General features: G+C 42.7%; 23 protein-coding genes. 15 read left to right on the plus strand and 8 right to left on the minus strand.

Annotated features, from left to right (window positions below; genetic code table 11):
- Positions 1 to 28: 28 nt before the first annotated feature.
- Entirely contained in the window at positions 29 to 640 is a 612-nt protein-coding gene (locus ACXACN_RS00420; RefSeq protein ID WP_474961430.1) for a TetR/AcrR family transcriptional regulator, read from the minus strand.
- Between the two features lie 390 nt (positions 641 to 1,030).
- Between ACXACN_RS00420 and ACXACN_RS00425 the strand changes: the two genes are divergently transcribed.
- A complete protein-coding gene (locus ACXACN_RS00425) occupies positions 1,031 to 2,593 on the plus strand; it encodes a GNAT family N-acetyltransferase (RefSeq protein ID WP_474961431.1) in 1,563 nt (520 codons plus the stop codon).
- A gap of 13 nt (positions 2,594 to 2,606) precedes the next feature.
- Positions 2,607 to 3,332: an SDR family oxidoreductase gene (locus ACXACN_RS00430; protein ID WP_474961432.1), complete on the plus strand. Its 726-nt coding sequence runs from the start codon at positions 2,607 to 2,609 to the stop codon at positions 3,330 to 3,332.
- Between the two features lie 56 nt (positions 3,333 to 3,388).
- Here ACXACN_RS00430 and ACXACN_RS00435 read toward each other — a convergent pair whose 3' ends face one another.
- Positions 3,389 to 3,625 carry a YhdB family protein gene (locus ACXACN_RS00435; RefSeq protein WP_146814402.1) on the minus strand — a complete coding sequence of 79 codons (237 nt, stop codon included), beginning with the start codon at positions 3,623 to 3,625 and terminating at the stop codon, positions 3,389 to 3,391.
- Between the two features lie 184 nt (positions 3,626 to 3,809).
- Here ACXACN_RS00435 and ACXACN_RS00440 point away from each other — a divergent pair, with 184 nt between their 5' ends.
- Together ACXACN_RS00440 and ACXACN_RS00445 are read left to right on the plus strand one after the other, a co-directional pair.
- A complete protein-coding gene (locus ACXACN_RS00440; RefSeq protein ID WP_474961434.1) occupies positions 3,810 to 4,280 on the plus strand; it encodes a hypothetical protein in 471 nt (156 codons plus the stop codon).
- A 123-nt stretch (positions 4,281 to 4,403) separates the two neighbouring features.
- Positions 4,404 to 4,946, plus strand: coding sequence for a YhcN/YlaJ family sporulation lipoprotein (locus tag ACXACN_RS00445; RefSeq protein WP_474961435.1), 543 nt, complete (start codon positions 4,404 to 4,406; stop codon positions 4,944 to 4,946).
- A 23-nt stretch (positions 4,947 to 4,969) separates the two neighbouring features.
- Here ACXACN_RS00445 and ACXACN_RS00450 read toward each other — a convergent pair whose 3' ends face one another.
- Positions 4,970 to 5,683 (minus strand): class I SAM-dependent methyltransferase, encoded by a 714-nt coding sequence (locus tag ACXACN_RS00450; protein WP_474961437.1) that lies wholly within the window; start codon positions 5,681 to 5,683, stop codon positions 4,970 to 4,972.
- Positions 5,684 to 5,809: 126 nt separating this feature from the next.
- Between ACXACN_RS00450 and ACXACN_RS00455 the strand changes: the two genes are divergently transcribed.
- The 8 genes from ACXACN_RS00455 (at position 5,810) to ACXACN_RS00490 (ending at position 14,143) form a co-directional block, all read left to right on the plus strand.
- On the plus strand, positions 5,810 to 6,385 hold the full coding sequence (locus ACXACN_RS00455) for a TetR/AcrR family transcriptional regulator (RefSeq protein ID WP_474961438.1): 576 nt from the start codon (positions 5,810 to 5,812) through the stop codon (positions 6,383 to 6,385).
- A 69-nt stretch (positions 6,386 to 6,454) separates the two neighbouring features.
- Positions 6,455 to 8,662, plus strand: a complete 2,208-nt coding sequence (locus ACXACN_RS00460) for a YhgE/Pip family protein (RefSeq protein WP_474961439.1) — start codon at positions 6,455 to 6,457, stop codon at positions 8,660 to 8,662.
- Positions 8,663 to 8,845: 183 nt separating this feature from the next.
- On the plus strand, positions 8,846 to 9,343 hold the full coding sequence (locus ACXACN_RS00465) for an N-acetyltransferase family protein (RefSeq protein WP_474961441.1): 498 nt from the start codon (positions 8,846 to 8,848) through the stop codon (positions 9,341 to 9,343).
- A gap of 84 nt (positions 9,344 to 9,427) precedes the next feature.
- Entirely contained in the window at positions 9,428 to 10,837 is a 1,410-nt protein-coding gene (locus ACXACN_RS00470; protein ID WP_474961442.1) for a SpoVR family protein, read from the plus strand.
- Positions 10,838 to 11,009: 172 nt separating this feature from the next.
- Positions 11,010 to 11,549 carry a hypothetical protein gene (locus ACXACN_RS00475; RefSeq protein WP_474961444.1) on the plus strand — a complete coding sequence of 180 codons (540 nt, stop codon included), beginning with the start codon at positions 11,010 to 11,012 and terminating at the stop codon, positions 11,547 to 11,549.
- Positions 11,550 to 11,675: 126 nt separating this feature from the next.
- On the plus strand, positions 11,676 to 12,419 hold the full coding sequence (pyrH, locus tag ACXACN_RS00480; protein WP_474961445.1) for a UMP kinase: 744 nt from the start codon (positions 11,676 to 11,678) through the stop codon (positions 12,417 to 12,419).
- A gap of 105 nt (positions 12,420 to 12,524) precedes the next feature.
- The gene (gene dat / locus ACXACN_RS00485; protein ID WP_474961447.1) at positions 12,525 to 13,415 is read left to right on the plus strand and encodes a D-amino-acid transaminase; all 891 of its coding nucleotides are present in this window, start codon (positions 12,525 to 12,527) and stop codon (positions 13,413 to 13,415) included.
- A gap of 290 nt (positions 13,416 to 13,705) precedes the next feature.
- On the plus strand, positions 13,706 to 14,143 hold the full coding sequence (locus tag ACXACN_RS00490) for a hypothetical protein (protein WP_474961448.1): 438 nt from the start codon (positions 13,706 to 13,708) through the stop codon (positions 14,141 to 14,143).
- Between the two features lie 20 nt (positions 14,144 to 14,163).
- Here ACXACN_RS00490 and ACXACN_RS00495 read toward each other — a convergent pair whose 3' ends face one another.
- Entirely contained in the window at positions 14,164 to 14,799 is a 636-nt protein-coding gene (locus ACXACN_RS00495; protein ID WP_474961450.1) for a YczE/YyaS/YitT family protein, read from the minus strand.
- 139 nt (positions 14,800 to 14,938) lie between these two features.
- Between ACXACN_RS00495 and ACXACN_RS00500 the strand changes: the two genes are divergently transcribed.
- Positions 14,939 to 15,697, plus strand: a complete 759-nt coding sequence (locus ACXACN_RS00500) for a (S)-benzoin forming benzil reductase (protein WP_474961451.1) — start codon at positions 14,939 to 14,941, stop codon at positions 15,695 to 15,697.
- 32 nt (positions 15,698 to 15,729) lie between these two features.
- Here ACXACN_RS00500 and ACXACN_RS00505 read toward each other — a convergent pair whose 3' ends face one another.
- Positions 15,730 to 16,707, minus strand: coding sequence for a S66 family peptidase (locus tag ACXACN_RS00505; protein ID WP_474961453.1), 978 nt, complete (start codon positions 16,705 to 16,707; stop codon positions 15,730 to 15,732).
- A 131-nt stretch (positions 16,708 to 16,838) separates the two neighbouring features.
- On the opposite strand from ACXACN_RS00505, the gene ACXACN_RS00510 reads away from it, so the two are divergent.
- Positions 16,839 to 17,009 carry a hypothetical protein gene (locus tag ACXACN_RS00510; RefSeq protein ID WP_474961454.1) on the plus strand — a complete coding sequence of 57 codons (171 nt, stop codon included), beginning with the start codon at positions 16,839 to 16,841 and terminating at the stop codon, positions 17,007 to 17,009.
- Between the two features lie 8 nt (positions 17,010 to 17,017).
- On the opposite strand, the gene ACXACN_RS00515 is transcribed toward ACXACN_RS00510, so the two are convergent.
- Entirely contained in the window at positions 17,018 to 17,641 is a 624-nt protein-coding gene (locus ACXACN_RS00515) for a class I SAM-dependent methyltransferase (RefSeq protein ID WP_474961456.1), read from the minus strand.
- Positions 17,638 to 18,171, minus strand: coding sequence for a dihydrofolate reductase family protein (locus ACXACN_RS00520; RefSeq protein WP_474961457.1), 534 nt, complete (start codon positions 18,169 to 18,171; stop codon positions 17,638 to 17,640). Before ACXACN_RS00520 ends, ACXACN_RS00515 begins: the two co-directional genes overlap by 4 nt.
- Positions 18,172 to 18,453: 282 nt before the next feature.
- Between ACXACN_RS00520 and abc-f the strand changes: the two genes are divergently transcribed.
- Entirely contained in the window at positions 18,454 to 20,034 is a 1,581-nt protein-coding gene (gene abc-f / locus ACXACN_RS00525) for a ribosomal protection-like ABC-F family protein (RefSeq protein ID WP_474961459.1), read from the plus strand.
- 73 nt (positions 20,035 to 20,107) lie between these two features.
- Here the strand turns inward: abc-f and ACXACN_RS00530 are convergent, their stop codons facing one another.
- Positions 20,108 to 20,980, minus strand: a complete 873-nt coding sequence (locus ACXACN_RS00530; RefSeq protein ID WP_474961460.1) for a DMT family transporter — start codon at positions 20,978 to 20,980, stop codon at positions 20,108 to 20,110.
- Positions 20,981 to 21,689: the final 709 nt, after the last annotated feature.

The following is a 21,689-nucleotide window of genomic DNA, read 5'->3' on the forward strand; positions in this document are numbered from 1 at the left end:
AAAGAGATAATCTTTACGCATTTTCTTTTCAATTTTCATGCAAGTGCTCGTCCTGGTTCCCCATCAATCCATAAAAAAACATATGGGTGATCTCTTCAGTTAATTCGGGTAATGAGTGATCAAACAAGTCTTCTTTCGAGCGCATCGCTTGGTTGTACATTTCGATATAAAACATGATGGAACGGAAAGAAATATCAGGATGGACGTACCCTTGCGCTTTTCCCTGATCTACGAGTTCCATTAGTAAAGGAACGGCATCTTTTTCTGTAAAGGTTTGGATGAGTTCCTGTAATTCAGGCTGATCCCTCATCACTGCTTGAAGAAATCCTGGATCCATATGAAGAATGTTTTCTTTTTTGTCTTGAATCACAAATCTAATCTTCTTTTTGAAATCCATATCGTCATCGCGGACCACGTCACGGAAGCGTTCCAATCGTTCGTATATGAATTTTTTTACCGTCTCGAATAGGAGTTCATCTTTGCCGCCAAAATAATTATAAATGGTGACTTGGGAAACTTGTGCTTTTTTAGCAATTTCCTGGATGCTGACTTTTTGTACCCCGTATTCTGAGAACAACTGTAGGGAGGCGTTCAAGATATTTTGTTTTTTACGTTCTTTCCGTCTTTCAAATCCGTTCATTGTCTACACCTCTTCTTAGACCATCATACACGAAGTTATGAACCGATTCAATTCATACATTTCATTTCTGAACACCTTCATCTTCATAAGCAGAACTTCACAATAGCTCCCGATTGTGGAAGACTCAGTTTTAAGATGTTCCTGGGTTTCGTTTGCCGTGTTGGGCGCCAGGGGTGGTTGGGAAGCAACTCGCTTTCGTGTGGGGGAGTGGCGATCCCGCGGAAAGCGAGTCATTCCCCGCAGCCCCTACCCACAACACAAATGTCTCGAAATCAAGTCTTCAACAATTCTGCCATAAAGTGGAGTAACTTCCTTTTAAACTAGACAAGACGGTTTGAGGTTGAGTACGATGAGAATGATTGATGATCATTATGAGGAGAGGAAGATAAGATGTCGAAGCTTGATCTGACTCAGTATGAGAAGAAAATGATTGTTAGAAACATGCAGGATAAAGATATCGAACAGATTTTTAAGTTACAACAAGCGTGTTTCCCTGACATGGATCCATGGAAGAGGGAACACCTCGAGAGTCATTTGAAACACTTTCCAGAAGGACAATTTGTCGTTGAGTTTGATGGGCAAATCATCGGCAGCTGTTCAAGTTTGGTTGTTAACTTTGATGAATATGATGATAAACATACGTGGGATGATATTACGGATGAAGGCTATATAACGAATCATGATCCAGACGGGTATAACTTGTATGGCATAGAAGTAATGGTTCACCCTGAATACAGAGGCATGAAAATTGGGCGGCGCTTGTATGAAGCAAGGAAAGAATTAGCCCGGGAGTTGAATTTGAAAAGCATCATTATCGGGGGACGTATTCCAAATTATCACAAGTATGAAGATGAGATGTCCCCGCGTGAGTATGTGGAAGAAGTTCGAAACCAAAACATATATGACCCCGTCCTCACTTTCCAAATCATGAATGGCTTTTCTGTTATGCGGATCAACCCGGATTATCTGCCGGATGATGAGCTGTCTTTGAAGTATGCAACGCTGATGGAATGGAATAATATTGATTATCGTGCCCGTACCAAGCGTTACTTTAAAACAAGCCATCCAGTGAGAATTATGGTGATACAATACATGATGAAGAACATCGACTCCTTTGAAGAATTTGCGAAGCAATGTGAATATTACGTGGATGTCGCTGCTGATTATGGCTCTGATTTTGCAGTCTTTCCCGAGATTTTCACTACGCAGCTCATGTCTTTCTTAGAAGAAAAAGTTCCGTCCCAAGCCGTTCGGAAATTGAGTTCTTATACCGAAGAATATATTGAAATGTTCACGCACCTTGCAGTGAAGTACAATGTGAACATCATTGGTGGGTCTCACTTCGTGGAGGAAGAGGAGCAAATCTATAACATATCTTATTTATTCAGGCGCGATGGTACGATTGAAAAGCAATACAAAATCCATGTCACACCGAATGAACGCACTTGGTGGGGGATACAGCCTGGAGATGCAGTAAAAGTTTTTGACACAGATTGTGGGAAAATTGCCATACAGATTTGTTATGACATTCAATTCCCTGAATTGGCTCGCTATGCGGTTGATCAAGGAGCGAACATCATTTTTGTGCCATTTTGTACAGATGACAGGCAAGGGTACTTACGGGTACGTTATTGTGCACAAGCTCGTGCCGTGGAAAATCAAGTGTACACGGTCATCGCAGGGACGGTAGGAAATTTGACACAAGTGGAGAATATGGATATTCAGTATGCACAATCAGGCATCTTTACACCATCTGACTTCGAATTTGCCCGGGACGGAATTATTGGAGAATGCAACCCGAATGTGGAAACGGTTGTTGTCGGAGATGTTGACTTGGAAATACTGAGAAGGCAGCGGAAGTCAGGAACCGTCCGACAGCTTCGGGACAGAAGACGTGATTTATTTGATTTCCGATTTAAAATAGACACAGAAGAAAAGCCAGAACGAACATAAGGGAGGAATTCTTGTGTTGGACAAACAAGTAGCGATTGTTACAGGAGCTTCAAGAGGAATTGGAAAAGAGATTGCGTTTCAACTCGCTGAAAAAGGGGCCTATTTAACCATCATCGGCAGCTCTGAAGAGATTCATCATACAAAAGAAGAGCTAGAGAACCAAGGGTATGGAAATGTCTTGGCTTATATGGCCGATGTGAGTGAGGAAAACGAAATTGACCAGGTTGTGGAAGGGACGAAGAAGGCGTACGGCAAAGTAGACATTCTTGTTAACAATGCCGGAATTGGAGATTTCAAACCCATTGAAGAAGTGACGGTAGAAGAATGGCGACGTACCTATGATATCAACGTACAGGGCGTATTTCTCGCCACCAAAGCCGTTCTTCCGATCATGAAGTCGCAGAAGTTTGGTACGATAATCACGGTCGCATCCGACGTCTCCCGTTATACGATTCCAGAAGGAGGGGCTCTGTATACATCCACCAAATACGCTGTTCAAGGATTTATGGGATCACTCGCTCAGGAAGTGAGAAAAGATGGCATCCGAGCAGGAACCATCAATCCTGGAATGGTGGATACTTATTTTGCGAATGGGACTCAAGGAGATCCTGAAAAATCTGAATGGCTCAAGGTCCATGATATTGCGGAAGCAGTTGTCTATATGGCTCTTGCTCCCAAACATATGGTCATTGATGAAATGCATCTTCACCCGCTCATACAAGATTACCCGCGTGTATAAATGGAAAATAAATAAAGACCAGGTCATCCAAAATTTGGATGACCTGGTCTTTCTATTTATGTGAAAAAGCTTGGTTGTAGTGTTGTCGCCTGGGCATGATCGATATAGCTTAACAAGGCTTCGTGAGATTCCAGCATTTCGCTTTGTTTGCTCGGGTAGTAAGCCGAGTGAAGGAACGTTTCAATCTTTTTAGAGAGAAACTCATCCCTTGTGCGTACCATAAGAACGAGCAAGTCGTCCCATTGACCCCAGATCATGAAGTGCAGAGCTTTATCGTAATCATAGTGACTCATTGTATGACACTTCCTTTATGAAAGGAGTGGTCTTATTATCCCCGTGAGCGTTGTTGCTCAATCAGAGAGTTCGTCACAGTTCTGGGAATCCCGACACATTTTTGTTTTTTTCTTCCGCAGATGAATGGAAATTTTGTTATGATAGTATGGTAAAGTTTTGCTTTTGGCGGAAGGAGTCTTCGTGATGTCAGAAAAAAATCTTCTTTATGCAAATGTGGGAAGTGTCATCTTATTGGTGTTGTTTTTATTTTTGAGCTTAGTCACAGCTGAAGCTGACTCAACCCAACAGGTGATGATTGTCTTTTCGGAAGTCATCGGAGGAATAACTCTTGTTGTTTCCATTCTTTCTCTTTTTTACATAAAAAGTGATCAACGGTATTTACCTTTATCCACTCTCTGTTTTTTAGTTCCCTGGTTGCTGTATGGGATTGGTTACGAAGTAGGATTTGACGCCTCCACCCCTTACACGTGGATATGGTTTATCGGTTTGTACATTCTTCTGATTGCTGGCTTTATTTTTATTCGGATCGGGTATAAAAAAGTGGAAGGTCATTATAAACTCGTTACTGCTTTCCTTTTATTTATTAATGCTATTTTTTTCGTTTATTTAATTTTCATTCAAATATGGTGGAGCATCCCGTTTCTGAATCGTTAATCCTCAGTTTTTTACTGAGGATTTTCTTTATGTTCAAGCCTTCTTCCTGTTTTTAGCAATCGCATATTTGCCTTTCAACCACACATACTAACCGTAAATATGGATGGAAGGAGGGTGAACATCATGAAGATTAAAGTATTAGCCATCGGTCTATTAGCAGCTGGATCTCTTGTGGCCTGTCAGGCAGAACAAGAAGCTGGGGACAATGGCAACTATAATGGAGTCGAAAATACAAGCTTCGAGCGTACAGCTGATGACATGGAAGAAAATGGTCAAAAAGCTAACCAGTATGACAATGATCGCGGTATGGTGCATAACACGAACTATCACGTGGCGAAAGATGCAGCGAACCGTATTGAGAAGAATGTTGATGGGGTAGATCGTGTTTACGTATTAAAAACACGCGATAATGCTTATGTCGCGGCAGAACTTGATAATCCACAAGGAGACAAGAACGAAGTCTCTGATGAAATGGAAGAGCAAATCAAAAAAGCAGTGAAAGCATCGGATCAGGATATCAATAATGTCTACATTTCTACAAACCCCGATTTTGTAGACTTGACGAACAATTATGTTGACGATGCTCGAAATGGTGAACCTGTTACAGGATTTTTCCGTGAATTCGGAGAAATGGTGGACCGGATTTTCCCTGACCAACGCTCATAAAACGAAGAGCCAAGACCTTTATTTTAGGTTCTTGGCTTTTCAGCTTTTAGGATGATGAAATTTGGTTTTGTTGAAACTTTTTCAAATCCTTCGGGGTGTACTTTCTTAAAGTCTAAAGTCGGCTTTGGCTCGGAGAGTTTGATCAGGTGGAAATGATCCGTCACAGCCGAAATAACCTCCTCAAGAGGACGTCTGTAAAAGGTCATGGCAATTTTTTCTCCACCTACGGTCCAAGCGTCCTGGATTTGCTGGCAGGCATAGTAAGAATCCACCTCATGGTTCATATAGTCCATAAACGGATGATGGGTAGAGAAAAGAAGAGTGCCTCCTGGTTCTAATATACGATGGAACTCCTTAAAAATGGGAGCCCAATCTTTTATGTAATGCAGGGTGAGTGAACTGATAATGAAATCAAACGATTCGTCCTTCATTGGTAAGGGATCCATCAAGTCGTGAACGAAAGCATGAACCTTGGCATTTCCTGCTCTCCGCTTAGTTGCGGCAATCATTGAAGGACTGAGATCGATCGCTGTGACATCTGACCCTCGATCAGCCATGTAGCGCGCATACCATCCTGCTGCACAGCCAGCATCCAAAACCTTTTTTCCTTGAAGGTCATGAGGAAGTAGGTCCACCATGGCGGGACGTTCAAGGTAGGCATTGTAAGGCTTTCGATCAACTTCGAATTCATAGTGCGAAGCTAATTGCTCATACGAGTGAAGGACATTCTTGTTCATTTGCGAACTCCTTTCGGTGCTTGTATTCCAGTATATCTTAGAAAAAGGTTGAAACTCTAATCAAAAAGCGTATAATCTATCCTGTATTATAAATGACTAAATTGTTCAGATGGTCAGGTGATAAGAATGAGTTTGGATAGAAAAGAAGTAATCCGTGAAGCCGCCCGTCAATCTTTTTCCATTTTTGGCTATAAAGCTACTACGATGGATCATGTTGCCAAAGCCGCTAACGTAGGAAAAGGGACCATTTATAACTTCTTCCAAAACAAAGAAGAACTGTTTCAGGACATTATCTCAGAGCTGTTATTGGAAATGAAGGGAAAAGCGGAATCCGTTATGGATGACGAACGGTCTCTTAAAGAAAATGTACACGTAGCACTAATTGAGTTGCTTCAATATCGTAAAAGCCACCAATTGACAGTGAAACTCGTGTACGAAGCCCGTGAAATAGGAACGGCAGCTGTGAAGGAAGCCCTTCAAAATATAGAGGCTTTAATTTTGGATTACCTTAAGGAAAAAGTGATAGCCGCGGTGGCTGAGGGAGATATTCGAGAATGTGATCCTGAAATCACGTCATTTATGATGTTAAAATTATACATGGCACTGATTATTGATTGGGAGGAAGGACATGCACCTTTGTCAAAGGAAAAAATCCTGCATTTATTTGACGATTATGTGTTTAAAGGATTATCACCTCAATGATGGTCCTCTTTTTTTGAGTCTTGTTGACCAAATGAACAATTTAGTCATATGTTATTAGGAGGATGGAAAATGAATGGTTGGAAGCTTTGGGTCTCAGAGTTGAAACATATCGGAAAGAACAAGAAAGTACTTGTACCGTTTTTAGCAGTGCTTCTTATACCACTGATTTATAGTGCGATGTTTTTGTGGGCATTTTGGAATCCTTATGGCAGTATGGATCATCTGCCTGTAGCCATTGTTAACCTTGATGAAGGGGCTGAGTTCAGTGGAGAGCCTCTTCGCGTAGGGGAAGAGTTTGTGAGCCAGTTGAAAGATAGTGGAGATTTCGAATACCACCTTGTTTCAAGAGAAGAAGGTTATGAAGGCCTCGAGAAGCAGGAGTACTATATGCTTGTGGAAATCCCAACAAATTTTTCAAGGGATGCTACAACAGTGATGGATGATGCACCAAAGGCTTTACAATTAAAATACGTGCCGAATGAAGGATTCAACTTCCTATCTGCCCAAATCGGTGAATCGGCAACAGAAAAGATGAAAGCAAGGTTATCTGCAGAAATGACAGAAACCTATGCGACTGCCATGTTTGAGCAGTTCAATGAACTTCAACAAGGTTTAGCAGAAGCAAGTGAAAAAGCTGGAAGTCTGGATCAAGGTGCTGCTGACTTGGACCAGGGAGCAAGGAAATTGGAAGATCGACTAAAAACCTTCACAGAAAAACAACTGGAGCTCGCAAGTGGGACACAAACGCTAAGGAACGGGGCCTCTGAGTTGGCTGCCGGGTCCTCTGGCTTGAGGAATGGACTAAAGAAATTGCAAGAAGGGTTTTCACAGCTTGAAAGAGGGACAGTTGAGTCCAAAGGTGGAGCCGAAAGCTTGCAAGAGGGCATAGCTCAATCGAGAGAAGGGGCTGAATCATTAAGTGAGGGAATGTCTTTAATGATTAAGCAAACTTCTCCGTTAAAAAGTGGTTCAGAAAAGCTCAATGAAAGTATGACCGGGCTGAATCAAGGCTCAGATCAGGTGTCTACTTCTGCACAACAGGTAGTTGAAGGAATCACTAGCCTGAAAAAAGAATTGGTGCCTCTAGTTGAAAACATGCCTGAAGAACAGCAGAAAGAGTTTCTCCAGAAGATTGAGGGACTGGAGGCTGGAGCTGACAAACTCGCAAACGGAGCAAGCTCTCTCGACTCAGCAACAGCAAGTGTTAGCGAGGCTATTGGTCCGTTGAATGGAAAGGTTGAAGAACTTCTTAAGGCTCAAACTCAACTGCAAAAAGGTGCCGATACACTAGCCGTAGGGCAGGCGAATCTGTATGAGGGAGCCGTCAAGCTTTCCGAAGGACAAGAGAAGCTGAGCAACTCTATGGTGAACTTTTCCCAAAAACTGGATTCAGTCCAGAAGGGTGCTGTGAAAGTAGCGTCCGGTGCGTCTGAACTCAATCAAGGAGCGAGTCAGGTCTTTGATGGATCTAATCAGCTGGCAGACGGTTCAAGGCAGCTTCAAGCAGGAGCAGGGGAATTATCAGAGGGAACAGCTGCATTAACATCCGGAACGAAAGAGTTCGAATCAAACCTAACTACCGCTTCATCAGAAGCGAATGAGGTGAAAGCGGATGATCAGACAGGGAAGATGATGGGATCTCCTGTAGGTGTAGAAAAAGAATCCCTTCATCATGTGCCGAATTACGGGACAGGATTCACCCCTTATTTCTTGTCCTTAGGTTTGTTCGTAGGTGCATTGTTAATTACCATTGTTTACCCAGTCCGTGATCCTTTCGAAAGTCCAAAAACCGGATTCGGATGGTTTTCGGCAAAGTTTGGAGTATTGTTTGTGGCTGGCACGATTCAAGCTGTCATTGCAGCAAGTGTCATATTGTATGGGTTGAACCTGGAAGTTACTCATGTAGAGTATTTTTACCTGTTCAGTATCATCACAAGTCTTACTTTTATGACGCTTGTACAAATGCTTGTGACCTGGCTTGGGGACCCTGGAAGATTCATGGCTATCTTGATATTAATTCTTCAATTGACGACGAGTGCAGGGACGTTCCCTCTAGAATTGATCCCTGAACCGTTACAGTGGTTTAACCCACTCTTACCCATGACCTACTCCGTAGCAGGATTCAAATCAATCATATCTGATGGCAACTTTTCCTTCATGTGGGAAAATGCTTCTATCTTGGCGAGTTTCATTCTAGGAGCTTCTGTATTAACGATGATCTATTTTATATTAAAAAATCGAAAACTAAACGCTTCCCTTCAGGAGGAGGCAGCATAAGAAGAGAGCCATTTGCTCTCTTTTTTTTATGGTTACTGGGATCTTGCAGTTTCTGAAATCCTTCTGCTTCCTTGTTTGAAAGCAGAGCTAAATAAACTATTTTATATCAACGGAAGGTATGGAAGAGGGTGACGTTTGTCAGCCTTTATTTTGATAAAATATGAAAAGAGGGGGGATTGAACAATGATTAGAATGGCAGAGGTCTTTGATGCAGCATCCTATCGAAATCTTATCGAGCAGCTGGAGGGAGAATCTGAATTTTTACTATATGGGAAAGGCGAAAGAAAATCCACGATAGAACAAGTGGAAAGGTTGATACAAAAGGTGGAAAAGGAAGAAAACTCTATGATCTTACTCTCCGTAATAAACGGAGAGGCCAGAGGGCATGTGACCGTTTTTGGTGGCGGTGCGCCAAGGAATTTACATACAGCAAGTGTGATTACGGGAGTTTTGAAAGAATTTCACGGTAAAGGGGTCGCTAAGGAGCTATTCCTTCATCTATTCGTTTGGGCAAGAGAAAATGGTGTGACGAGGCTTGAACTTACGGTTATGGTCCATAATGAAAGAGCTGTCCAGTTTTATGAACGGATGGGTTTCCAAAGAGAAGGAGTGAAGAAACAATCCCTCATCATCAATGAGAGGCCGGTTGATGAGTATCTTATGGCTAAAATTCTAGTATAGAGGACAAGAAGATGGCCCGAACCTTCATGTTCGCTGCTTTACCCTCATATAGTAAAATAAGCAAAATCGAAGGAGGGGGCATCTTTGAGACCAGATGACCAAAAGAAGCTCGAATATGCGATTAGAGAAATAACGGAAATCGCTAAAGGTTTCGGGCTTGATTTCTACCCAATGCGTTACGAAGTCTGTCCTGATGATATTATTTATACATTCGGAGCGTACGGAATGCCTACACGCTTTTCCCACTGGAGCTTTGGAAAACAATACTACAAGATGAAGCTGCAATATGATCTCGGATTAAGCAAGATTTATGAACTCGTTATCAACTCGAACCCTTGTTATGCTTTTCTGCTGAATTCTAACAGCCTGATCCAAAATAAGCTGATCGTAGCACACGTCCTGGCTCACTGTGATTTCTTTAAAAATAATGCCCGGTTTCAGAATACGAAAAGGGACATGGTGGAAAGCATGGCGGCGACGGCGGAACGTATCGCTACGTACGATAAAGTTTATGGGAAACATGAGGTTGAATCCTTCCTCGATGCTGTCCTTGCTATTCAGGAACATATCGATCCATCTCTGGTCCGACCAAAACTTGCCTGGTCCTTGGATGAAGAAGAAAGTGAAGAAAAACCGCTTCAAACAGAGTATGATGATATCTGGAAGATTGATGAATCATCTTCCGAAGAGCAACCAAGGTTTAGAAAGAAAAAGAAATTCCCACCAAAGCCTGAGAAAGATTTGCTGCTTTTTATTGAACAGTACAGCCGTGAACTAGAGGACTGGCAGCGGGATATCTTAACGATGATGCGGGAAGAGATGTTGTATTTCTGGCCGCAGTTGGAAACGAAAATCATGAATGAAGGGTGGGCTTCCTACTGGCACGCGCGAATCTTAAGGGAGATGGATTTGACGAGTGATGAGTCCATTGAATTCGCTAAACTTAATGCGAGCGTTGTGCAGCCAAGTAAGACCCAGCTGAACCCGTATTATCTAGGTTTGAAGATTTTTGAGGATATTGAGGACCGGTATGACAATCCGACCGATGAAATGATCAAACATGGGGTCGAACCCGGTTCAGGAAGAGAAAAAATGTTCGAGGTTCGGGAGATCGAATCAGATCAAAGTTTTATCCGCAATTATTTAACGAAAGAGCTGGCTCGCAGAGAGGATTTATACCTTTTCCAAAAACAAGGGCAGAAGTATAAAATTACGGATAAAGATCATGAAGCTGTCCGCGATCAGCTTGTCACCATGAGGGTAAATGGAGGCTTCCCTTATATCACTGTCCAGGACGGTGATTATGTGAAGGGTGGGGAGCTATATCTGAAACATCATTTCGAAGACGTTGAACTCGATGTCGGGTATTTGGAAAAAACACTGCCTTATGTCTATCAGCTGTGGGGGCGGAATGTCCACATAGAAACGAAAGTCGAGGGACGTGATGTAGTTTTCAGTTATGGCGGTAAAAAAGTACAGAAGAAATATTTATAGAAGGGAAACTGCTCTTTTAATAAAAGGGCAGTTTTTTTGTATTTTTAGAATGTCAGATACTGAATAAGTAAGAAATCGACAAAACCTCTCCCTTCATTTGACACCCTGGTGAAAAGGAATTTGTTATAATGACGGTAAGATTTACCTTCTAATGACAAAAGAGGTGAGATGGATGAAAAAGGTGCGCATGGCGATCTTCAGTTTGATTGCTGTATTGATTGCTGCTGTCTTTTTTTATGTAGACAATAAAGAAGTCAATGCACTGAAAAACAACCAGGCGTATCCAATGGTGGAAGATCCCAGGCAACACCCGGAACCGATGACAGTTTCTTCTCAGGAAATTGGTGATACGAAAGTCTTTTTGACCAAACTTTACAGTCGGAACGATGCCAAAGGATTGTATCTTGGAATGTGGTACAGAGACGGAAATGCTGTAATGAAAAACAAGGAAGAGACTTGGATGAAAGATGAAGGAGGACATATTGAGTTTTTAGTTAAAGCTGTAGACTCCAACGGCACCACACACAATGGACATACGATCGGCACCAAGGAAGGGACGTTCACGACTTTTCGCTATATTCAATTCGATGACTTCCGGTACGATAAGGAGCTGGAGGAGCTTGATTTGGCTTTTTATCCTATGATGGATGATGGCAATGAAGGTGTCCCATACGAGCACCCTTGGTTGGAAACCACAGTGGAAGTGGAATGAATGAAGCTTCCCATAGCATAAGATAGCATAGAAGAATGGGGAGAGATAAGATTCGCTTTGCATGGAGCTTAGACACAGGTCTAAGCTCTTTTTTTCTAATCTACCACGGTCATGAAAAGGGGACTTATGATGAGATATTCACGTGTTTTACTTAAGATCAGTGGGGGTGCCTTGAAAGGGGACAGTACGGATAGTTTCGACAATCAACGTTTGGAACACATAGCGAAAGAAATCCTCTCGCTGCTTGAGAGTGGGCTGGAGGTGGCAGTGGTTGTTGGGGGAGGAAACATTTTCAGGGGGAGAACGGCTGAGAAGTGGGGAATCGAGAGGGTAGAGGCCGATAATATAGGAACAATAGGGACAATTATTAACAGTCTGATGTTAAGAGGCGTGTTGAAGAATAAATCGAAAAAAGAAATCCGGGTCCTGACGTCTATTCCGATTACAAGTGTAGCCGAGCCATATATACGTCTGAAAGCAATGCATCACCTAACGAAAGGGATGGTTGTCATTTTGGCAGGAGGGAATGGTCAGCCGTTTGTGACGACTGATTATCCTGCTGTACAAAGAGCGATTGAGTTGGAATGTGATGCCATACTTGTTGCGAAGCAAGGCGTGGATGGTGTGTACACATCGGATCCTGTCAAACATAAAGGTGCCAAAATGTATGGAAGGCTGCATTATGATGATATTCTTCTTCAAAACATCCAGGTCATGGATCAGTCTGCTCTTATTCTTGCAAGAGATTTCAAGCTGCCTGTTCACATCTTCAATTTTGATCATCCAGGGCTTATGAAAAGGGTTTGTATGGGGACAGATGAGGGTACTCTCATTTCACATCGACCTTCCAAGCTTCATACGTTGGAATAGGTCCAAACGTGACATTTAAAAAGTTTTTCAACTAAGGGTCCATCCCTGCCCTTTTTTCTGATAAACTATTCGTTAAACCTAGAGATGACTTGAGGAGGCAATGAGATGACGATTCATGACCACATTTTGACAGAAAATGATTTTGTAAACCAGGACACTTTGAAGTACCCGTTTGAGGAACGAGGACTTCAATTCGGTGACGGAATTTACGAAGTGATCCGTGTCTATAGCGGAAACTATTACTTAATGGATGAACATATAGATCGACTGTACCGCTCAGCGGCGGCTGTTAAAATCGAAGTTCCTTATCAAAAAGAAGAAATGTATGAAAAGCTGGATGAACTACTTAAGAAAAATGGTGTCAATGGAGATGCTAAAGTTTACTTGCAAATTACGAGAGGCTCCGCACCGAGAGACCACGCTTTCCCTGATCACACACAAGCCAACTTATATGCGTACGTAAAAGATCTTCCTCGTCCAAACTCCTTCTTACGTGACGGGGTAAGTGTCATTACTACAGACGATGTCCGTTGGGACTGGTGTTATATTAAGAGTTTAAATTTGCTTCCGAATGTCCTTGCCAAACAGACAGCCAAAGAAAAAGGCTGTTATGAAGCAATCCTCCATAAAAATGGAGAAGTGACTGAATGCAGTTCTTCCAACGTTTATTTTGTGCGTCAGGGAAAAGTTTACACCCACCCTGCAAAAAAGAATATTCTGCATGGTTGTGTAAGGATGAGAGTGGAAGCATTCTGTGATAAAGAAAATATTGATTTTATAGAGGAAGCCTTCCAATTGGAGGACCTTGCTTATGCAGATGAGTTGTTTCTATCCAGCAGCACCTCTGAAATCATGCCGATTTTAAAAGTTGACGGACAAACGATTGGTGAAGGTCGTCCCGGCCCAGTCACCCGGAAATTGCAAAAATGTTATGAGGCAGATGCGCATATCAATGAAGAAGATTCCATATTCACAAGCCAGACGGCAGTGGAATAATAGGAAGACCGGTAGCTTACAGCTACCGGTTTTTTTCGCTCCTTCTTTTTGTGAAGGAATGAACACTAGATCTGGCACCCGTAAACCTGCTGGCCGTACCCGGTACCAAAGTCATTGCTCCTCTCCCCATGCCGTACCTGGAACCAATTAGGACGAAGGTTGTACCTGGTACGCTATAGGGGGGGTCCTCCACGGTGGAACCCATGTGGAAAAGGAGTAAGCGTGATAATAATTTGAGACCTTGCGGATATGCTATAATGCTAAGGAAAAGAGGAAAGGAGCGGTATATTATGAGTCATGTAAAACTTGAAATGACGAAAGAACAATATGAAACCCTGGTGGAGATGGTCTTCCTTGGAACGTGGATGGTGAATTCAACGAAGTTGGAGCTGGATGAACAGTTTGAAGATGTCCGGGAGCTTGTGTTGTCAAAATATAAAGAAGCGAATCTTGAGGACAAGGTGTCCTATCAGGAACAAATTGGCGTCCATGATCTTGACGTGGATTATGAATCGAAACTTTTAGATACGCACGTGGAAGAATACGATGAGTTCAGCTTCTGGGATAAGCTGGTTGAGAAACTCTCAGAAAAAGAGATGACAGAAATTTATGGTCCCATGGAAGGGAAGCTGACAGAAGAACAAATGGAGAAGCGTTTAGCCATTGAGGAAGAAATCGGTCGAAAGCTTGAAGAAACAGGCGTGACGAAGCTCTCCTTTGAGGAATGAAGAAAAGCGTGATGTCAGCATCACGCTTTTTGAGTCATTTTTCTCTTTGGTTCTGTCCATAAGGTAGCAATCGGCCGAGCCCAACGGAACGACCACTGAATGAGCGGACCTAACAGCAAGGCAACAATCAATGTTCCAAAACCGACGGGAGCTCCTAATAAAAAGCCAATGAGAGCCATGCCGGATTCAGAGAAAATGCGTACGGTACTCTTCGATTGGTTCGTTTTTTCATTCATGATCATCATAAAATGATCCAGAGGAATGCGGGGGAATGGAGTCCGTAAATATACTGAAATTCCAACCGCAGTAGCTAAAAGACCAAGTGAGAAAATGCCCCATTGGGCCCACCAGGCTTCATACTCCATATTTTCAAGCATTCCGTAAAGGAAGATATCCAACGTTCTTCCGCGGATGATAATGGGAATCAATGATTCGAATTGGGGACGCTTATGCTCCAACTTAGCATTGACTAGTAATAGAATGACAAAAGCGACGATCATGACGCTTCCGACAGTAACAGGGAAATGCATAGAGAGACCGACAGCGATGCTGTCTCCCGGACCGACTCCCAAACCTGATTTTATGATTAGCGCAAGGCCGAGACTTGAAACGACAAGTCCTGCAACGTAGATGATAAACAGAAATAAATACTTCATAGGTAGACTCCTTTATGTGTCCACTTGTGCTCCGTTTATCATATCGTTTGGATTCTGGGATGTAAAGTTTCTGAACAGAGCGTTTGCCGATTGTTCAGAAGGGAAAGGAAAAAAGAGAATGGAAGAAAGGATGATACGTATGCAATATGCTGTTGTTACAGGTGCCTCCCGTGGATTGGGTGAGGCCATTGCCCGTCAATACATTTTAAAGAATGTGAATGTGGTGGCCGTATCCCGCTCAGGAAATGAAGAGCTGAAAGCCTTGGCAGATGAAAAAGGAGTGGACTTTCATCATATTAGCTGTGACCTGAGTGACATGGATGATTTAAATCGAGGTCTTAATCAGATGACAGAGCTGGTTTTCCACAAGGACACGCATTATGTGTATCTCGTCAATAATGCAGGGGTGATCGAACCCATTGAAACGGTTGGGCAATTGGAAGCTGATGCCGTGCAAAAACATATGCAAGTCAATGTTACGGCACCCATTCTTACCGTGAACCGCTTCGTAAAAGAAGCGAACGAAAGAGATCTTTCTCTTGGAATTATCAACATTACTTCTGGTGCTGCAGAGAAGACAATCCATGGCTGGAGTACATACAGCAGCTCCAAAGCAGCCATCAACCGTTTTACACAGACACTTGCTCTTGAGCAGGAAGGAAAGGGACACACCATTCTTGCCTACAGTCCTGGAGTCATCGACACAGACATGCAAGGAGAAATCCGTGCCTCTTCCGAAGATGCTTTTGCCGATGTGGAGAAATTTCGGAAATTGAAAGAAGAAGGGGAATTGCGCTCTCCTGATGAAGTGGCCAGTGTGTTGATGAGTCTTTTAGAAAAACCGGATAAAATTGAAAATGGTCAAGTCTATAAGCTTTATGACTTAGTAGGGAAATAATTGAAGGAGCCCGGTGATGAACCGGACTCCTTTTAATATTCCAGAAGTTCAATGGTTGAGGATTGCTTAGATGCTTCAATCTTCACACGGCCTCCGATCGGAAATGTAAAGATCGGGGTGGTGTGGCCAAAGCTGGCATGATAGATGATCGGTATTCGTTCGAGCTCTTTTTTGGATTTGAGAATTTGTCTAAGTGTTTCGTCATTCATGTTTGACTCTTTTTGGAAGCGGCCAATAACGATCCCACGAACGTCACAGAATCCAGGCTGATGAATCAATGATTGCAAGTCACGGTCGAAGGTAGGGGGATCTGACATTAAATCATCTTCAAGGAACAAAACGGTACCCTCAAGCGATGGCATAAAAGACGTTCCCTGAAGCAAGTTCAGCGTACAAAGATTCCCACCTATAGAAATCCCTTCCGCCACTCCTTCATGCAGGACTTCATAGCCGGGATTGGGATGAAAATGTCGTTCCTGTTGATTCAAGTACCAGCGATCGTCACTCCAGTCAACAGCTGGGTGTATGGTCTGTGGTCCTGTTTCCGTGAATGTTTTTATGAAATGATCAAACGTATAGTGTATTCCTTTTTCCATACCAAAAGAGGAGAAGTGCGGGCCGCTGTAGGTGACAAGTCCGTTTTTTTTATAAATGGAGTTAGACAGAACTGTTATGTCAGAGTAGCCACAAAAAATCTTCGGATTCTCTTGGATGAGGTCAAAATCTAGATGGCTCAACAGTTGATTGCTGTCGTACCCGCCAAGAGTTGTCAGGATAGCTTTGACGTTTGGGTCAGAAAAAGCGTCGTGGATATCATCCACTCTATGATGGACAGGATTCGAGATGCAAGGGCCGCTTTCTTTGGCGTATGTACTGAAGGTAACATGGAATCCTGCATCATTTAATCGTTTTATAGAAAGGTCCTGTTGTTCGGGGGCTACAATTGCTAAACTTTTAGCTGGAGAGATGACTCGAATTTCATCTCCCTTTTTTAATTTCTCAGGGATCATTGACTTTCCTCCTTCATCCATTGGTAAATGATATGACTATACCAAATACGTGCGGGATCGTCTATCAACTTTAAGAAATTTCCGAAACAATTCCCACGTTCCCTCGTATGTATTAAAAAAGGAGGAATGATATGTTCGCAACCATTTTTGGACTGATCCTTGTCGTTGTGCTTTTAGCTCTTATCTTCAGGTTTATAGGACAATCAACGAGTAGTCGCAGCCTCTCCTCTAAGAATGATGACACATCATGGCAGCCTGGATCTCATCAGTTCGATCACTCAGATGATGGGGGAGGGGAGTAAATTCTGACTCACTTTCTTAGAATGAACCCTTGAAAATGTGTGGGACCACCTTCACTTACATCCAGCGGAATTTTATGAAAGGCTTCCAGCTTGAACTCTTTGGTTAGAATAGATTCAAGAAGGTCGTCTTCATAAAAGGAGAAAAAGCGCTTAGGCTCATGAAAATCACCTGGCCAAATGCCTTCGTGGTTTATTCCACCATACACACCAAAATAAAAAAGCCCGTCTTTGGTTAGAACTCTACGAATCCCTCTTAGAACTTCAGGCAAATTCTTTTTAGGTACATGTAGAAGACAATTCAACGCCCAGACGGAATCAAAATATTCTCTTGGAAAAGGTAAGTCATCAAAACTTGTGACGTCTGCTTTCAATCCTTTTTCACGACAGCGCAGGACCATTTCTTCAGACAGATCTGTCGCATGGACGTCCAATCCTTTCTGTGAGAAGAAAAGACTGTCCTTGCCTGGCCCGGATCCAATTTCGAGCATGGAATGTTTCTTCTCATATCTTATCCTTTGTAGAAAATCCATCCGCTCATGAATCTTCCAATCTTGGATACGAGTTTGGTTGCGTTGCTCTGATTGCCGGTCATACGCTTCAGAGAGATTCTCCTTTAAATCACGGGGGATCATTTCTTTTCCTCCTTTCTTTCGTAAGTAACCGCCAGCATACCGTCTTGGTAAGCTTTTGACTCTTTTAGATGAAGTTCTTCTTCATGGTCATGTCTTTGAAATAGTGGAATGCCCCTCCCAATCAATGTGGGTTGAATGAAGATTTGGTATTCGTCAATTAAGCCAGCAGAAATGAAATAGTGAATTAAATTTGCTCCCCCGACAACCCAAATGGTTTTATTTTGTTCATTCTTCAGCATGTTCACGAGAGGCAGGACTTGTTCTGGTTGAAGGTACGTCGCATAATGATCATGGCCTTCGCGCGTGTTACTCACCACATAGACGTCTTTCATCTTGTACGGGAACTCTTCAGCTAATTCAAAGATGTGATCATATGTCTTTCTTCCTAAAAAGACGGTATCGACCGTATGAAAAAATTCTTCAAACCCATAGTCTTCTTCAACATCATCCCGGAGCCAGTCGATGCTGCCATCCTCTCTTGCGATATAGCCATCGGCACTTTGAGCAATGAATAAAATGACTTTACCCATAAGAATTCCTCCGTTCTTTTAGTCTTGTATTTCTAAACCACTTCATCATATAATAAACATAACAAAAAAAGAAGGGACTGACGTATAAAGCAATGAAGTACTAATCCTGTTGCTAAACGAGTATGAGAATAAGAAACAACACTCGTTCCAGATACAGGATTGGTCTGTCCTTTTTTAGAAAAGGATTCTATTGCTTTATAATCACCCTTCACATATGTCGTGGTGTACCCAAAAGCAGTGGTAGACTTTAACCTCTCTGGAACGTTTCAGGGAGGTTTATTTATGTTAAAAATGCGCGCAATCAATATACAGTACCAGATCGGAAACCGGGATCTTTTGAATATGAAGGAGCTTAGGATTCATAAAGGGGAGCGGATTGGTTTAGTAGGAAGAAACGGCGAAGGGAAAAGTCTCTTACTGCAATACTTGTTAGGGAAGCTTGATGTGGATCCCAAAGTGGAATGGTACACCTCTTATGGTTGGTTGGAACAGATGAATGAGAAAGCATGGAAGACATCAACTTTGAGTGGCGGGGAAAAAACACTTGCCCGATTGGAGCGGGTGTTTGAACAGGGTCATTCCCTGCTCTTTCTTGATGAACCAACCAACAACTTGGATTGGGAGCACATCGAAGCCTTAGAAGAAAACTTGTTCAAGCATGAAGGGGCTTATGTCATTGTTTCCCATGATCGAAAGCTGCTCAATCGCTGCTGTGATAAAATTTGGGAACTTGAGCAAGGGGAGATTACGGAATACCATGGAGACTATGATTTTTACGAATCACAAAAGGAATTGGAGCGAAAACAAAAATACGAAAAGCATGAACAATATGTGAAAGAAAAGAACAGAATCCAAGACCGAATCCGCCAAAAGCAGTCGCAATCCAAAGGAATGAGAAAACCTCCAAAGAGAATGGGGAATTCCGAGTGGCAACTGGGAAAAAACAAAGCGGCTGCCCACCAAAAGAAGGTGGAGCGCGTGAGTAAGACATTGGAAAGAAGACTGGACCGTCTGGAGAAGGCAGAAAAACCGATGGAATGGGACCGGGTAAAAATGGAGTTCAACCAATTAAATCCTTCAAGTAAAAAGGTAGTGGGAAGAGTAGGAGAGACCAAGGTCAACGCAGGCTCGAGGTATCTTTTTTCCACTCCTAAGTTATCAATAAAAAATGGATCGAAGACAGCTTTCATAGGAGGTAATGGAACAGGGAAATCCACCTTTATCCACCACTTATTAGAGTCAACCGAGTGGCTTTCTCATGGAGTGAAAGTCGGGTATTTTCATCAGACTTTGGAAGACCTGCCTTTAGACAAGAGAGTGTACGACTATGCAAGTGAAGGGAGTTCATTATCTGAAACCACGATCCGTATCATCCTTGCACGCCTAAGGTTCTTTGCCGATGACATGAACAAAAACATCGGACACTTGAGTGGAGGAGAACGAGTGAAACTGTCGTTAGCTAAGCTGATGGCTAGCGGATCTACTTTCCTCCTTCTGGATGAACCCACGAACCATTTGGACCTTGAAGCTATTCAAGCTTTAGAACGATTGATTTGTGATTTTCCTGGTACGATTCTTTTTGTTACCCACGATCGCACTTTCATCGAGAGGACAGCGGATCAATTATGGTTAATTGAAGACTCAAGGTTGAAGACTTTTGATGGCACATGGAAACAATGGAAAGAGTATGTGGAGAATCCACCTGTCGCAGATGAGGAAGTTTACGATCAGATGGCATTAGAAACAAGGTTGACCGAACTTGTCAGCCGCTTGAGTATGCCTGGTCCGAATGATGATGTCCAAGAATTGGAGTCTGAGTATCATCAAACGTTAGCTCAGTTAAAGAAATTGAAAAAAGATTAAAAAAAAGCGACCGGTTGTGGTCGCTTTTTTTTATCTTTTTGCGTACTTGTACCTCATGTATAGCTTTTCAAGACTACGAGTCCGTATCCGCTTTTTTTGCCTCTTTGTTATTCTTCAGGAACATGTACAGGGATGCCCCAAAAATTGTGAAGTAACCGAGAATGCTTAAGACATCAGGGACTTGACCAAATAAAAGAATACTGATGAGAGCTGAGTAAACGACGGTGGAATAGAAAAAGATTGAAATCTCCCGGGCCGGCGCAAATTTATAAGCAATCGTCAAGCCGAATTGTCCTAACGTTGCGAATCCACCAGCGGATAGTAGGTAGACCCATTGTTTCAGGCTCATCGGTTCATAAAAAGCAATGGTGAAAGGGAGCAGGGTGACCGTTGTGAAAAATGAGAAATAGAACACAATGGTGTAAAACTTTTCTTTATCTCCCAAAACTCGAAGCAAAGTATAAGCACCCGCTGCAAAAACAGCGGAGAATATACCGGCGAGGTAAGGAATGAACTCCACTGAAAACGCCGGTTTAATGATGAACAGTGTACCGATAAAAGCAATGATAATAGCAATGATTTGATAGAATCGTGCTTTCTCCTTTAAGAAGATGGCTGAAAAGATGATTAATAAAAAGGGACTGAGTTTGTTGAGCATATCAGCGTCGGAAAGCACAAGGTTATCAATGGCATAGAAAAACAACACCATCCCGATCGTACCAAGAGCAGAACGTGAGAGTAGCAGCTTCTGGTTCTCTTTTTTACCAAATAACCGTTCTTTGTTATACATGACAAAACCAAAGGCGATAATGGCTGAAACAAGGTTACGGAATAAAGTCTTTTGTACAGTCGGAACGTCTCCAGACAGCTTGACTAACGCTGCCATCATAGAGAATCCGAAGGCGGATATAAGTAGAAGTATGATTCCTTTGTTACGATTACTCATGATGGTTCCTCCAGTTGTTCATAGGTTGTGCAAAAAAAACACCTTTACCATCCTAATACAAAAAATCATGGAAAGAAAGCCAGAAGACCTTCCTCCAAATAAGCTCCCTTTTCTTGAAGACTCAGTTTCGAGACTTTTGTTGAGTGGGGGGCTGCGGGGAATGACTCGCTTTCCGCGGGAGCGCGGTGAGCCTCCTCGGACTTCGTCCTGCGTGGTCTCACCCTGCACTTTTGTCCTCTTAGTTATCCGGTTCCGGCGCCTAGCGGCTAGTGAGACTTCCCTCGCTTCTGTACGATAAGTCAACATCGAATCACTCCGTTCTTCGTGTTTCCTTTATCTCCGCCAGCTCAGTCCAGTCCATACGCCGCTGACCAAGGCGCCTGCACACTTAAAATAGGAGTCTCGCCATTTCCCTTCGCCCCTTTGCCATATAAGTATTTCGAAACTACTTCCAGAATTAGAAGCTTTATATGTATTAGGAGCAATAACACAAAACCTCCATCGTATGGATAGAGCTCATAACCACTTGTTATAGAGTGCTTTCTTAGAATAGGTAGTGTTGGTGGAAGTTGTTCCTTCTTGGTACAGGGGTTCGTTTCTCACATTATTGAATGGGGTGGTTGGGAAGCTGCGAGACTCCCGCGGGAATGGATTGACTGGCGAGACCCCGCACGAGGAGGCTTGCCGTCATCCCGCAGGAAAGCGAGTA

This window comes from Halobacillus sp. AWM4_238 (assembly GCF_056158265.1).